Source organism: Burkholderia sp. Tr-20390, from assembly GCF_017104595.1.
GTDB lineage: Bacteria > Pseudomonadota > Gammaproteobacteria > Burkholderiales > Burkholderiaceae > Burkholderia.
In genome coordinates, this window is record NZ_JAAGPC010000210.1 from 1 (window position 1) to 14,118 (window position 14,118).

Annotated in this window: 15 protein-coding genes; 5 read left to right on the top strand and 10 right to left on the bottom strand. The window is 68.5% G+C overall.

Features of this window, described 5'->3' with window-relative positions; translation table 11 throughout:
* Positions 1-250: 250 nt before the first annotated feature.
* Positions 251-889: an FMN-binding negative transcriptional regulator gene (locus G3N98_RS34180; RefSeq protein ID WP_089475559.1), complete on the top strand. Its 639-nt coding sequence runs from the start codon at positions 251-253 to the stop codon at positions 887-889.
* 55 nt (positions 890-944) lie between these two features.
* Here the strand turns inward: G3N98_RS34180 and G3N98_RS34185 are convergent, their stop codons facing one another.
* Positions 945-1,526 carry a thioredoxin family protein gene (locus tag G3N98_RS34185; RefSeq protein WP_206150617.1) on the bottom strand — a complete coding sequence of 194 codons (582 nt, stop codon included), beginning with the start codon at positions 1,524-1,526 and terminating at the stop codon, positions 945-947.
* Between the two features lie 227 nt (positions 1,527-1,753).
* Here G3N98_RS34185 and G3N98_RS34190 point away from each other — a divergent pair, with 227 nt between their 5' ends.
* Together G3N98_RS34190 and G3N98_RS34195 are read left to right on the top strand one after the other, a co-directional pair.
* Positions 1,754-2,494: a response regulator gene (locus G3N98_RS34190; RefSeq protein WP_089426714.1), complete on the top strand. Its 741-nt coding sequence runs from the start codon at positions 1,754-1,756 to the stop codon at positions 2,492-2,494.
* A complete protein-coding gene (locus G3N98_RS34195) occupies positions 2,491-3,813 on the top strand; it encodes an ATP-binding protein (protein WP_206150618.1) in 1,323 nt (440 codons plus the stop codon). The genes G3N98_RS34190 and G3N98_RS34195 overlap by 4 nt, the downstream gene beginning before the upstream one ends.
* 60 nt (positions 3,814-3,873) lie before the next feature.
* Here the strand turns inward: G3N98_RS34195 and G3N98_RS34200 are convergent, their stop codons facing one another.
* The 4 genes from G3N98_RS34200 to G3N98_RS34215 all read right to left on the bottom strand — a co-directional run bounded on the left by G3N98_RS34200 (position 3,874) and on the right by G3N98_RS34215 (position 6,575).
* On the bottom strand, positions 3,874-4,485 hold the full coding sequence (locus G3N98_RS34200) for an alpha/beta fold hydrolase (RefSeq protein WP_206150619.1): 612 nt from the start codon (positions 4,483-4,485) through the stop codon (positions 3,874-3,876).
* Positions 4,486-4,547: 62 nt separating this feature from the next.
* On the bottom strand, positions 4,548-5,282 hold the full coding sequence (locus tag G3N98_RS34205) for a metallophosphoesterase family protein (RefSeq protein ID WP_206150620.1): 735 nt from the start codon (positions 5,280-5,282) through the stop codon (positions 4,548-4,550).
* Positions 5,283-5,393: 111 nt separating this feature from the next.
* Positions 5,394-5,930, bottom strand: a complete 537-nt coding sequence (locus G3N98_RS34210; RefSeq protein WP_206150621.1) for a GNAT family protein — start codon at positions 5,928-5,930, stop codon at positions 5,394-5,396.
* Between the two features lie 12 nt (positions 5,931-5,942).
* Positions 5,943-6,575 (bottom strand): LysE family translocator, encoded by a 633-nt coding sequence (locus tag G3N98_RS34215; protein WP_206150622.1) that lies wholly within the window; start codon positions 6,573-6,575, stop codon positions 5,943-5,945.
* Positions 6,576-6,881: 306 nt separating this feature from the next.
* Between G3N98_RS34215 and G3N98_RS34220 the strand changes: the two genes are divergently transcribed.
* Positions 6,882-8,075: a porin gene (locus tag G3N98_RS34220; RefSeq protein ID WP_089475553.1), complete on the top strand. Its 1,194-nt coding sequence runs from the start codon at positions 6,882-6,884 to the stop codon at positions 8,073-8,075.
* Between the two features lie 326 nt (positions 8,076-8,401).
* Here the strand turns inward: G3N98_RS34220 and G3N98_RS34225 are convergent, their stop codons facing one another.
* Positions 8,402-8,662, bottom strand: coding sequence for a hypothetical protein (locus tag G3N98_RS34225; protein WP_206150623.1), 261 nt, complete (start codon positions 8,660-8,662; stop codon positions 8,402-8,404).
* 59 nt (positions 8,663-8,721) lie between these two features.
* On the opposite strand from G3N98_RS34225, the gene G3N98_RS34230 reads away from it, so the two are divergent.
* Entirely contained in the window at positions 8,722-10,644 is a 1,923-nt protein-coding gene (locus G3N98_RS34230) for an SMP-30/gluconolactonase/LRE family protein (protein WP_206150624.1), read from the top strand.
* 43 nt (positions 10,645-10,687) lie between these two features.
* Here the strand turns inward: G3N98_RS34230 and G3N98_RS34235 are convergent, their stop codons facing one another.
* From G3N98_RS34235 to G3N98_RS34250, 4 genes are all read right to left on the bottom strand, one after another.
* The gene (locus tag G3N98_RS34235) at positions 10,688-11,623 is read right to left on the bottom strand and encodes a c-type cytochrome (RefSeq protein ID WP_206150625.1); all 936 of its coding nucleotides are present in this window, start codon (positions 11,621-11,623) and stop codon (positions 10,688-10,690) included.
* Entirely contained in the window at positions 11,620-12,306 is a 687-nt protein-coding gene (locus G3N98_RS34240; RefSeq protein ID WP_206150626.1) for a c-type cytochrome, read from the bottom strand. The genes G3N98_RS34235 and G3N98_RS34240 overlap by 4 nt, the downstream gene beginning before the upstream one ends.
* A 60-nt stretch (positions 12,307-12,366) precedes the next feature.
* On the bottom strand, positions 12,367-13,425 hold the full coding sequence (locus G3N98_RS34245; protein WP_206150627.1) for a substrate-binding domain-containing protein: 1,059 nt from the start codon (positions 13,423-13,425) through the stop codon (positions 12,367-12,369).
* 8 nt (positions 13,426-13,433) lie between these two features.
* The coding region (locus G3N98_RS34250; protein ID WP_241026213.1) for a transcriptional initiation protein Tat at positions 13,434-14,118 on the bottom strand (685 nt) is incomplete at its 5' end.

Below are 14,118 nucleotides of genomic sequence, written 5' to 3' on the forward strand. Positions count from 1 at the left end.
GACGCTGGAGCGAATATCGCGGCGGGCGGGCCCTATAATGGCGCACCTATCCGAATAACTCCGCGCGGACGGCCCCGGCCGTGCGCGCCTGCGGTGCACTCATCGATGCAGAAAGTCATCCTGCCATGATTCTGGTCTGCTGAAATTGTTTCAAACCGGCTCTACAGCATAAACCAGTTTGGCGCCACAATCGGCGCATGACGGGCCAGCGCCCGATCCATTCCCACCCCCGCATGACCGTGGAGCCGCCATGTACGTCCCCGCCGATTTCAACGAACCCAACCCCGACGCGCTGCGCGAGCTGATCGTGCAGCATCCGTTCGGTAGCCTGATCACGCACGGCAAGAGCGGGCTCGACGCGAATCACATCCCGTTCGAGCTGCTGCCGAGCGACGGCGGGCTCGGCGAACTGCATGCGCACGTCTCGCGCGCGAATCCGGTCTGGCAGGACGTCGCGAACGGCGACGAAGTGCTCGTGATCTTCCGCGCGGGCGACGCGTATATCTCGCCGACCTGGTATCCGAGCAAGCATGTCGCACACCGGCAGGTGCCGACGTGGAACTACGTGGTCGTGCATGCGCACGGCCGCATCACGGTGCGCGACGACGCGAAGTTCGTGCGCGGCGTGGTCGCCCGGCTGACGCGCACGCACGAGGCGTCGCAGCCGGTGCCGTGGAAGATGGGCGACGCGCCGGCGGATTATCTCGACGCGATGCTGCAGGCGATCGTCGGGCTGCAGATCGAGATCACGCGGCTCGTCGGCAAGCGCAAGCTCGGGCAGAACAAGGACGAGGCCGATATCCGCGGCGCCGGCGACGCGCTGGTCGCGAACGGCAGCCTCGCGATCGGGGAAGCGATGATCGCGGCGGCCGACGCGAAGCGCGGGTGAGTGCCCGCGACGGGCAGGCATGCGCGGGCAAGCGCCACGCCCGCACGCCGGCCCGTCACTGCGTGCGCGTCGCGCCCTTCGCGCCTTCACCGGCCTGCGCGAGCGCGCTGCGGATCGCGGCCTCGGTCTTGTCGTACCCGCCTTCGCCATAGCGCGTATAGACGACCTTCCCGTTCGCGTCGATCAGGTACAGCGCGGGCCAGTACTGGTTGCCGTACGCGCGCCACGTGTCGTAGCGGTTGTCCTGCGCGACCGGATACCGGATGCCGAAGCGCTTGATCGCGTCGGCGACGTTGCCCGCGTCGCGCTCGAACGGATACTCGGGCGTATGCACGCCGACCACGACGAGCCCATGGTCGCGATACTTCCGGTCCCACTCCTTCACGTACGGAATCGTATGAATGCAGTTGATGCACGAGTACGTCCAGAAATCGACGAGCACGACCTTGCCGTGCAACTGGCCGAGCGTCAGCGGCGCGCTGTTGTGCCAGCGGTCGATGCCGGTGAAATCGGGTGCGGCCATGCCGGCCTGCGAAGTCGGCATGCCCGCGTCGTCGCGGGTGCCCGCGAAGGCGGCGAGCCCGGCCGTGGCGGCAAGGGCGAAGACGAGGGCGGCGATCTTGAGGCGGGGCAGCATGGCGTTCTCCTGAGCGGGAGGCCGCCGCGCGGTGGCGGCGGCCGGACGGGTTTCGACAGGCCCCATTAAGCGGCGCCGACGTATCTGCGATGTGTCCGGCGAGCCACGCGTGTGCAATGTTGTGTGTCGTCACGGCGGCGCGATACATTGGGATACAAACGCATGCCCGCCGTGCGGTATAAAAGCGGACATCACCTGCCCGAATACCTCGACACCGACCACGACCCATGGACAAGATCGACCACGTGCTGATCGTCGACGACGACCGCGCGATCCGCGAACTGATCGCGGATTACCTGGAGAAGAACGGCATGCGCGTGTCGCTGGCCGCGAACGGCCGCGAGATGCGCAACGTGCTGGACGACGGCGCGCCCGACCTGATCGTGCTCGACCTGATGATGCCGGGCGAGGACGGCCTCACGCTGTGCCGCGACCTGCGCGCCGGCAAGTTCCGTACGGTGCCCGTGCTGATGCTGACCGCCCGCGGCGAGGAAACCGACCGCATCATCGGCCTCGAGATGGGCGCCGACGATTACCTGGCCAAGCCGTTCGCGGTGCGCGAACTGCTCGCGCGGATCCGCTCGGTGCTGCGGCGCGCGCGCATGCTGCCGCCCGGCATGCAGGTGACGGAAACCGCGGAGATGCTCGCGTTCGGCGAATGGCGGCTCGACACGACCGGGCGCCACCTGCTCGATGCGGAAGGCACGCTGGTTGCGCTGAGCGGCGCCGAATACCGGCTGCTGCGCGTATTCCTCGACAACCCGCAACGCGTGCTGACGCGCGACCAGTTGCTCAATCTCACGCAGGGTCGGCAGTCCGATCCGTTCGACCGGTCGATCGACCTGCTCGTGAGCCGGCTGCGCCAGCGCCTGCGCGACGGCGCGCGCGAACCGCGCTACATCAAGACGCTGCGCAACGAGGGCTATGTGTTCTCGTCGGCCGTGACCGCCGTCGACGGTGCACCATGAGCGCGCGCACCCCGTGGCACTGGCCGCGCTCGCTGTTCGCGCGGCTCGCGCTGATCCTGTGCGTGGGCCTCGCGCTCGCGCAGACGCTGTCGTTCTGGCTCACCGTGACCGAGCGCGACCAGGCGACCACCAACCTGATGATGGGCTACATCGAGCGCGAGGTCGCGAGCTCGGTCGCGCTGCTCGACCACCTGCCGCCGGCCGAGCGGGCCGCGTGGGTGCCGCGCCTCGCGCGGCGCAGCTACGCGTTCATCCTCGGGCCCGGCGAGACCGGCACGCCGCCGGAAGCGCGGCTGTCGGCGCGCGTCGAGCGCTCGATTTCCGACGGCATCGGCGGCGACTACCCGCTGACCGCGAACGCGATTCCCGGCGATCGCGAACATCTGCAGGTGCATCTGCGCCTGACCGACGGATCGCCGCTGACGATCGACATCCATCCGATGTCGACGGTGCCGCTGTCGGGCTGGCTGCCGGTCGTGCTCGTGCTGCAGCTCGCGGTGCTGGCCGCGTGCTGCTGGCTCGCGGTGCGGCTCGCGACGCGGCCGCTCAAGCAGCTCGCGCAGGCCGCCGATGCGCTCGGCCCCGACCTGAAGGGCGAGCGGCTGAACGAGGGCGGGCCGTCGGAAGTCGCGCGTGCCGCGCGGGCGTTCAACGCGATGCAGGATCGCATCGCGCAGTACATGGCCGAGCGCATGCAGATCCTCGCGTCGATCTCGCACGACCTGCAGACGCCGATCACGCGGATGCGCCTGCGCGCCGACATGATGGACGACGACGCGCAGGGCGCGAAGCTGCGTCAGGACCTGCTCGAGATGGAGCATCTGGTGAAGGAGGGCGTCGCGTATGCGCGGACGCTGCACGGCAACGAGGAAGTCGCGCGCCGGATCGATCTCGATGCGCTGCTCGACAGCATCGTGTGCGACTACACGGATGCGGGGCAGGACGTCGCGCTGCACAGCCGCGCGCCGCTCGCGCTCGTCACGCGGCCGAAGGCGCTGCGCCGCATCGTCGGCAACCTCGTCGACAACGCGCTGAAGTTCGCGGGCGCGGCCGAGATCGACGTGCACGCCGCACCGGACGGCGGCGCGGTGATCGCGGTGCTCGACCGCGGGCCCGGCATTCCGGACGATCAGCTCGACGCGGTGTTCGAGCCGTTCCGGCGCGTGGAGACGTCGCGCAACCGCGAGACGGGCGGCACGGGGCTCGGCCTCGCGATCGCGCGGCAGCTCGCGCTGGCGATGGGCGGCACGCTCACGCTGACCAACCGGGCGGACGGCGGCGGGCTCGAGGCGCGGCTGACGTTGAGGAATGCGGGGTGACCGCGTGCGGCGTGTGAACACTTCGGCTTCAGGTTTGTGCTGAAGCCGAAGCGCGCGACGTCACCCGCGCTGCAGATGCGCATCGACGAGCGGCGCGAGCGTCGTCGCATGCACGGCCGCGAGATCGTGCCGGCCGCCCGGCACGACATGCAATTGCGCGTCGGGCAGCCGTTCGAGCAGGCGCCGGCCGGCCGCGACGGGGCTGATCGGGTCGTCGTCGCCCCACAGCAGCAGCGTCGGCTGCGCGATGCGGCCGATATCCCGCGACAGGTCGGCACGGAACGTCAGGAACCAGTCGGGGAGCTGCGGGTTCGCTTCCGCGAAACCGGTGCGCCAGTCCTGCGCGCCGAGCCCGGCCATGTCGAGGCCGCCGGACGTGACCGTCAGCACGAGGTGCGTGATCAGTGCGGGCTTGTCGAGCGCCGCGCGCATCGCGATCACGCCGCCCATCGATTGCGCGATCACGGCGGTCGGCCGGTCGATCGTTTCCAGCACATGACGCACGAGGCTGTCGAAATCGTCGACGGCCGGATCGCGCGGCGTGTCGTCGAAGCCCGGGTAGCCGACGATCCGGCGCTCGGCCGGATGCGTGAGAAGGCCGGCGAGCGGTTGCCAGAAAGCGGTGCTGCCCGATGCGCCGGGCAGGAAAAGCAGTTGCGACGGAACGGGCATGGCAGTGCGATTTCCCGGTGAGTGAAGTGAAGCGGAAGGGCGCGTGACGTGAGCCGGACGCATCAGCACCGGCCGGTGCGCAGCGCGACGGTCCAGTCGTCGCGCCCGCGTGAGGCCGCGGTGGCGGCCGCCGTGTGCCAGTCGTATTCGACAGCATGGAATTCGACGTTCCAGCCGGCGGCCGTGCGCGTCACCATCGCGTAGCGCGCGTGCGGCGAGCCCGTCTCGATGCGGTGCGGATGCGGCAGGTCGTCCGGGTAGGCCTGCAGCCCGACGCTGCCCGGGTTGACGACCAGCCGGCCGTCGTCGAGCCTGGCCGTGCGCGGGAGGTGCGTGTGGCCGCACAGGATCAACGATGCCGGTTCGTCACCCGCGCGCTGCGCGATTTCATCGGGCGTGGCCGCGCGGCAGCCGTCGGGCGTGACCGTTTCGAGGAAATAGACGAGGTCGCTGTCGGGCGTGCCGTGCACCATCAGCACGTCGTCGTCGAGCGTCATGCGTTCGGGCAGCGCGGCGATCCATTCCAGATGATCGGCGCGCAGCGTGTCGTGCGCCCAGCGATCCGACAGCCGCATCGACTCGCGATCGCCGGTGAGCAGTTGCCGCTCGTGATTGCCCTTGATGGTCGGCAGGTCGAGCGCGATCAGGCGGTCGGCCGTCTCGGGCGGATGGAGCGCGCCGGACAGGATGTCGCCGAGATTGACGATCACGTCGGCGCCGCGGCGGCGGACGTCGTCGAGCACCGCGTCGAGTGCGGCGAGGTTGCCGTGGATGTCGGACAGCGCGGCGATTTTCATGGCGGGTCGGCGAGGAAGGGAACGGCGATTGTCGCCAATTCGGCGCAGGCCGTCCAATGGCGTGCGCAGGCGACGCGGTGAGCGGTTTGACGTGAAGCCGCGATGGGTGTGTCAGTCGGTCGCGAGGCGTGCGTACATCGCGAAATCGCCCGGCGTGCCGCGCACCATCTTGTACGCGCGCAACAGCCCTTCGTACCGGTAGCCGCATTTCTGCAGCACGCGCGCGGAGCCTGCGTTGCTGGTCAGCACGACGGCCTGCATGCGCATGAAGCCGCTGTGGGCGAATGCCCACTCGGTGACGGCCGTGCACAGCGCGCTCGCGATCCCGCGCCCCCAGTGCGACGGCGCGAGATCGTAAGCGATTTCCGCCGAGCGGTTCACGGTCGAGACGGTATGCAGGCCGATCGTCCCGGCGAGCACGCCCGATGCGTCGTCGATCACGGCGAGACGCCGGATCGAATCGGGGTCCGTCGATTCGATGGCGTCGAACAGCGGCAGCAGATCGTCGGGCGAGCGCAGGTTCCAGCTCGTGTGGCGGTAGACGTCGGGGTTCGTCAGGTATGCGTACCACGCGCCGAGGTCGGCGCGTTCGATCTGGCGGAGCGACAGGCCGGGAAAGCCGGAGCGGGGCGGCGCAGCGATTTTCAACGGCGTCCGCTCCTATGCCGCATGACGCCGGTACAGCGCCAGCGACCCGGCGAGCGCGAGCAGCATCGCGCCGCAGGTGCGTTCGAGCCACAGCGCCCCCGCGCGCTTCAGCAGCCGCACCGCGCGTGCGCCGAGCAGCGCGTAGCCGAACATCACGACCCCGTCGAGCAGCGCGAACGTGATCGCGAGCGCGACGTATTGCGGCGCGAGCGGCGCGGACGGATCGAGGAACTGCGGCAGGAAGGCGGAGAAGAACAGATAGCCCTTCGGGTTCGTCACCGCCGTGAGGAAACTCTTCGCGAAGATCGACGCGTTGCGCCCGGATGGGTCGCCACCGTGCGCGGCGGCGACGTCGAGCGAGCCCTTCGACATCAGCAGCCGGATGCCGACGTACGCGAGATACGCGGCGCCGAGCCACTTCACCACCGAGAACCAGAACGCCGACGCCATCAGCAGCGCGCCGAGGCCGAGCGCCACCGCGACGATCAGCACGAAGTCGGACAGCATTGCGCCCGCGAAGCCGTAGGCCGCGCGGCGCACGCCGTAGCGCGAGCCGTTGGTCAGCGCGAGCAGCACGGTCGGGCCGGGTGTCGCGATACCGACGAACGCGACGGCGGCGAAGATCAGCAGGGTCGCTTCATGCATGAAGGCACTCCCGATGGATGGCGGCGCGTTCGATTATCGGTTGCGCCCGCCCGGGCTGTACAGGTGCGGCGCGCTGCGCACAAGGCCGCCCGCCCGACTATCTCGATTTTGGCAAGAAACTGTTTTCATTATTGTGCTTTCGACGGGAACCGGTTCCATCTACCATGGCGGCCGCAGTGGGCATGCCCGCCGCGTCGTCGCGCGCGGACGCGGCCGGCCTCGCACCGCCGGCACATCTCGCCGCCCGCGCGCTACTCGCAACTGACAGCCAGAACAACGGGTTCAACGCCCGGAGACACGACAATCATGAACAAGCAACTGATCGCAGCCCCGCTGCTGCTCTCGCTCGCGGGCATCGCCGCCGCACAAAGCTCCGTCACGCTGTACGGCATCGTCGATGCGGGCGTCACCTATCGCAGCAACGAGCGGGTCGGCTCCGCGGGCGCGTACACCGGCCACTCGAGCGTCGGGCTCACGACCGGCAACCTGTCCGGCAGCCGCTGGGGGATCAAGGGTTCCGAGGATCTCGGCGGCGGGATGCGCGCGCTGTTCGTCCTCGAGAACGGCTTCGACATCACGAACGGCACGTCGGGGCAGGGTGGCCGCCAGTTCGGCCGCCAGGCATTCGTCGGCCTCGGCAGCGACCGCTACGGCACGGTCACGCTCGGCCGCCAGTACACGTCGCTCGACGACTTCGTGAGCCCGGTCGGCCCGTCGTCGTATATCGGCGGCTTCGGCGCGCACCCGGGCGACATCGACGACCTCGACCAGACCGCGCGGGTCGACAGCTCGATCAAGTACACGAGCGCCAACTACTCGGGCTTCACGTTCGGCGCGCTGTACGGCTTCGGCAGCCAGCCGGGCAGCATGAAGCAGCGCAACACGTGGAGCGTCGGCGCGGCGTACGCGGCGGGCCCGCTGCGCGTCGGCGTCGGTTACGAGCGGTCGGACAACAGCAAGACGGGTGCGACCGACCCGACGGCCGGCAAGTGGCAGAGCACCGACGACGGGCTGTTCAACTCGTCGATCAACGAAGGCTATGCGAGCGCGCAATCGCAGCAGATCATCGCGACCGGCGCGACCTACGACTTCGGGCCGGCCGTCGTCGGCGTGAACTACAGCAACGTGCAGTACCGCAGCGGCGGCCAGTCGCTGTTCACGGGCCACGCGACGTTCAACGTCGCGGGCGTGTTCACGCGCTGGAACGTGCGCCCGCAGACGCAACTGTTCGCGGGCTACAGCTACACGCGCGGCAGCGATGTCGACGGCGTGGACGACCGCGCGCAGTATCACAACGTCACGCTTGGCGCCGTGTATGACCTGTCGAAGCGCACCAGCGTGTACCTGCTCGGCGCGTACCAGCATGCATCGGGCATGACGCTCGACGCGCTCGGCCACCCGGTGGCCGCGACCGCGTCGGTGTCGGACAAGGCGAACGGCCACTCGTCCGATTCCCGCTCGCAGGCCATCGTCAGCCTCGGCCTGCGCCAGAAGTTCTGACGCGCAGCGATCGTTGCGGCCGCAACGTTGCCCGCCGCCGATGCCGGCAACGTTGCATGCAGGCTCCTGACCTGTCGCTTCTCCTTTCTTCTTCTACCGGTACCGCATGATCGACATCGTCGACGCGCGGCCGAAATTCCTCGACGGCCGGGCTGGCCCGACGCTCGACGACGCGAACTGAACGATCGCGGCCGCGTGCCGGCATGGCCGGCGCGCGGGTTTTGGGTTTGCTCCACCGTATCCCGCTTTCCTCTCCCTTCCTCCCGCTGCATGCCGCCGTGCCGAATCGCGATGACGCGATTGCGCCGGATATTATTTTTTCTCTTTCATTTCAATTTCGATTTGTAATCATTTGGCCCATTTCCGGGGAATGAAAAAGGCAATGCGGGCATTTCAGAAAAAATGACGCATTCGCATTGCGTGAACCGGAAGAAAATGCCGGGGAAAAAGCGCCGAAACCGTGCGCCCGGCAAGCTGCTGCGGCGCGGTGAGCGGGTTTGACCATCGTTGACGGAAAAGCGCCGGACGGCAAAAAGAACGGAGTGAATAATTCGGGAGGGCGGCGAATGCGCTTTAGCCGGAATCACCAATATTTCACGCGCCGCGATTTACAGTGTCGACCATTGAACGTTCGGGAGCATTATTCATGTCAATGAAACAAATTCGGGCGGCGTTGCTGGGAATGTGCATGGCAATGCTGGCGCCGGCGAGTCACGCGCAGGTGCAATACTCGACCGACTGGCTCGCGAACACGTACGGCACGCTGGCCCAGCACGTCGGCAATGCCGCGCGCTCGATGTGGGTCGCGCCCGAGGGCGTGATCTATACGTCGTCGCGCTGGGACGAGAACGCGGGCGGCGTCGCGCTCTACCAGAACGGCCAGACGTTGGGCACGATCGGTATTCACGACGAATTCCAGGGCGGGGCGATTACCGGCAACGCGACGTCGATCTTCGTCGCGCTCGGCTACAACCGCACCTTCGGCAGCGGCTCGGTCGGCCGCTACGATCGCAGTACGAACAAACGCGACCTGCGTATCCCGGTCAGCACGTGGACGGGCCTTCCGAACCCGGACGTGATCACCGGCCTCGCGACGGCCGGCAACCTGCTGTACGCGAGCGATTTCTACGGCAACCGCGTGCGCGTCTATACGACCGACGGCGTCTGGCAGCGCGACATCGGCGTGACCGGGCCCGGCGCGTTGGCGCTCGATGCGGCGGGCAACCTGTGGGTCGCGCGCATGGGCGCGGGCGTGGTCGCGCAGTACAGCGCGACCGGCACGCTGCTGAACACGATCCAGATGGCGGCCGGCGCGCGGCCGTCGGCGCTGTATTTCGATGCGTCAACGGGGCAGTTGCTGGTGGGCGACCAGGGCCCGGACATGAACATCAAGCTCTACAGCCTCGCCGGGTTGCCGCAGCAGATCGGCACGTTCGGTGTGCAGGGCGGCTATCTCGACACGACCTCGGGCATCAAGGGGCAGGTCGGCGACAAGCGCTTCACGCGCGTGGTCGGCATCGGCAAGGATTCGGGCGGCAACCTGTACGTGCTCAACAACGCGTGGGGCGGCGGCTGGGATCTCGGGCGCAACGGCAGCACCGATCTTCATTCGTACAGCCCGACCGGCGCGCTGCAATGGAAGCTGCAGGCGCTGAACTTCGAGGCGATCGCCGCGCCCGACCCGGCGACCGACGGCGCGTTCTTCTATAGCGGCAACAACGTGTATACGGGCTCGGCGGGCGGCACGTTCGTCGCGAACACGGTCGACCCGTTCACCTATCCGAAGGACCCGCGCCTCGACATGAACGACTACCAGCGCGGCCAGCATTTCGGCCAGCTCGTGATGGTGGGCGGGAACCGGATTCTCGTCGCGTCGGGCCAGAACCCCGGCAACTTCAATTTCTATTACTTCACGCCGGCGACCGGCTATATCGCGAATCCGGCCGGCTCGCTGCCGGGCAAGCCGTTCAACACGACGTTGCAGGTCACGACCGGTTTCGACATCGACGGCAATGGCGACGTGTGGGCGGGGCTGAACGGCACCAACGCGATTACCCGCTACCCGATGACGGGCTTCGATGCGACCGGCAAGCCGTCGTGGGGCAAGCCGGTGACGACGCCCGTGCCGAGCACCGTGGCGCCGACGACGCGCATCGTCTACCAGGCGGACAGCGACACGATGATCCTCGCGCAGGGCCTCGCGAACAACTGGGACTGGACCGCGATGAACGGGCACATCGAGGTCTATCACGGCTGGAAGAACGGCAACACGACCGCGCCGAACCCGGTGATCAACCTGACCAGCGCGAACCCGAAATCGATCGCGGCGGCCGGCCACTACCTGTTCGTCGGCTACGTGCACACGGTGCCGAACGTCGACGTGTTCGATCTCAACACCGGCGCGCTCGTGACGACGCTGACCAACTCGAACACGTCGGCGATGGACGTCGGCAATGACGTCGACTCGATGTACGGGATCCGCGCGTACCTGCGCTCGACCGGCGAATACGTGATCACGAAGGACAACTACAACGGCACGAGCATGATCGTGTATCGCTGGCATCCGTGAACGTGCAGGCCGTGCGGGCCCGATGGCCTGCACGGCGTTTGCATCACGGTGCGCCGAGCACGCGCCCGTTCACGCTGAGCCCGTACATCGAATCGGGCGAATCGTGGAACTTCGCGCGCGTGTCCTGCACCGAGCCCGTGAAGCGTGGGTCCTGCGGACGTTCGTGGCTGTCCATGAAGGTCGCGACGTCCCACGCCTCTTGATCGGTCAGCGTGCCGCCGAGCCCGAGCGGCATGTTGGCCTTGATGAAGCCGGCCGCATTGCGGATGTCGCCCATCCCGGCGCCCCAGTTGAACGAACGCGCGCCCCACAGCGCGGGGAAGACCGCCTTGCCGCCGCTCGACTGCCCTTGGCCGTCCGCACCGTGGCACAGCGCGCAGTGCTGCGTGTAGACGGCGGCGCCGCGTGCATAGTCGGCCTTCTGCGCGGGCGGCGGCAGTTTCAGGAAACCCTGCCCCGGCAGCTTCGTGCCGACCGGCGCGCCCTTCGCGAGCCAGTACGAATAGGTCTCGAGCGCGACAAGGATCGGGTCGCCGGCCGGCGGGGCCTTGCCGTTCATGCTGTATCGAAAGCATCCCTGCAGGCGCTCGGCGAACGTGTTCACGTGGCCGTTCTTGCTGCGGTACGCCGGATACAGCAGGTAGGCGGCCCACATCGGGCTCGAATCGGGCCGGCGGCCCGCGTCGAGGTGGCAGCTCGCGCAGGTCAGCTTGTTGCCGACGTACTTGCCCGCGAACTCGGGCGTGTGCAGGAAGATCTGCTCGCCGAGCTTCACGGTCTTGCCGAATTCGTCGGCGGGTATCGCGGATTCGGCGGGCGGCGCGAAGGGTCTGGCGGCCGTTGCCATCGTGGCCGGCGCGGGTGCGGAAGCCGCGGCCGGTGCATCCTGCGGGGTAGCCGCGAACGCCAGCACGGGCATCCAGGCCGCGCCGAGCAGGGCCGCGCGGGTGCGGCGGATCAGCGTCGTGCGGTCGATCATCGCTTGTCTCCTTGTGCCGCGCCGCCGCGCGCGTAGTAGGCGGCCACCGCGTCGATGTCGGCGTCGGACAGCTTGCCGGCGATCGCCGGCATCAGCGCCATTGGCCCGGGCGGGCGCGTGCCGTGTTTCCAGCCGTTCAGCTGGCCGGCGATATAGGCGGCCGGCTGGCCCGCGAGCGGCGGAAACGCGGTGCCCACCCCGAGGCCGCCGGGGCCGTGGCATTGCGCGCACGCGGGCAGGCCCTGCGACCAGCGTCCGCGCGTCGCGAGCCACGCGCCGGTGTTCGCCGGGTCGATCGACGTGTCGTTGGAGGCCACGATGCCGGCCGGCGCGGGCAGGCTCGCGAAGTACGCGGAGACCGCGTCGCGCTCGTGCGGCGTCATCAGTTTCGAGAGCGGCTGCATGACCGGGTTCTGGCGGCTGCCGTCCGCGAACGCGGCAAGCTGCGCGGACAGATAGGCGGCAGGGGTGCCCGCGAGGCGCGGGAAGCCGGCCGCCGCGTTGCCTTCGCCCTGGCTGCCGTGGCAGCCGATGCACGCGGCGACGCCCGTCGTCGTGCCCTGTGTGGCGATCGTCTTGCCGAGCGCCGCGTCGTCCGCGCGCGCCTGGCCGGCCAGCAACGCGGCCGCTGCGAGCAGCAGCGGTGCGAACCGGCGTCGCGGTGTGCCCACCGTATCGTTCACGTATCCCCTCCTTGTTGTAGGTCGCTCGCGCGCCGCCGGACTGCCGGCGCGGCCGCGCGGTCAGCTCGCGTCGGATTGCTGCTGCTCCGGCGCGAGGTGCTGCGTCGGTGTCGCCGCATCGTATCGGCCGAAGCCGTAGCGCTGGAAAATCCGGAACGCCTCCGGCGACCGGATGAACGCGAGCCACGTGCGCGCGGCCTCCGGATGCGGCGCGTCCTTCACCATCGCCCCCGCATAGATGGCCGTCGTATTCTGCTCGGCCGGAATGTCGATGTGCATCAGCGGATGCCCGACCTGTTCCTGGAACGCCGCTTCGGATTGCCACAGCACGCCCGCGTCCGCGCGACCCTGCATCAGGAACAGCGCGGTTTCCCGATGGTGGATGTGCGTGAGCTCGGCCGTGCCGGTGCGCACCTTGTCGTCGTAGACGGTACGCGCGAGCGCGTCGCCGCCGGCTTTCACGAGCGACGCGCGGATCTGCCGCGCGACGCCTTCGAATGCAGGATTGGGCATCGCAAGCTGCACGTCGGGCCGCGCGAGGTCGTTCAGCGATGCGATACGCTTCGGATTGCCAGCGCGCACCATGATCGTCAGCTGGTTCGTCACGTACGGCACGGCCGGGCCGATGAGCGTGCCGTCCGCGATCAGCCCGTCGATCTTGCCGAGCCCCGCGAAATACGCGTCGGGCTTGACCGTCCACGTCATGTTGCCGACGGTGATCGTGCCGCCGGCCTGGATCTGCTTCACGAGCAGGCCGGGCGGGATCGTCTCCCAGTAGATGCGGCCGCGGTACTCGGGGTGATCTTCCTCGAACTTCGCGACGAGCGGCGCCATCGCGAAGAAATAGTTGCCGCCGACGAACAGCACGAGCTTCGGCGCGGTGAGGTCTCCGTGGAAATCGGCGAGCACGTCGACCTGCGGCACCGTGAATTCGAGGCCACGGTGCGTCGCGTCGTTGTTGCGGCCGTTTTGCCAGGGCGGGAAGACGGTCGCGGCGGTATCGGCGGGCGCGGCAAGCGACAGGGCCGACGCGCAGCAGAGCCACGCGGCCAGCACGGCGCGCAGCGTGCGCCGACGGCGGCGCGACGGCGGTTGCAGTTGCAGCGGGATCGATGTCATCGCGGGGCTCATTTTGCGTACGTGAAGCCGGCCTGCTGCAGTTCGGGCAGCGTGCCGACCGCGCCCGGCGTGACGATCGCCGACGGGATCACGTGGTTGGTCAGGTCGGCCGCAAGCACATCGAGCGGCAGCTTGTCGGGATTCGCGTTCGCGCCGTCGAGCCGTTCCGCGAGTTCCCAGATCGCGTTGTGGCACGACAGGAACACGACACCACGCTGCTGCAGCGCGGCGATGCTGTTGTCGTGCGACGAGAACGCGCCGTCGGGTAACTCGTGGTCTTGCGCGCTTTTCGATTGCGCGGGCTTTGCATCGAGCAGCGTGTTGGACGGAAACGCGGCGCCGGCGAATTTCGCGAGGCCGTATTTGTCCCACGCGGCCTGGTCGAACAGCGCGAGATGCGCGCTGCCGTGCGTGGCCGAAACGACGAGGAAATCCGGGTGACGGTACGACCAGATCTGCGCATTCAGCGAATTGCGCATCAGGTTCAGCCATGGGCCGCCGAGCTCGGTGTTGTCCCATACCTGCTTCGGGCCGCCGCGGTAGCCGGTCACTTCGGCGAGTGCCGCGTGATCCCACTGGTCGGGGCGTTCGAGGATCATCGGCACCGTCTTGAAGTCGCGCCGCCTCGGCGCGGCCGCGAGGCGGCGCGTGAGGTCGGCGAGGTGCGTGGCGCCGCCGGGCAGCAGCGCGCCG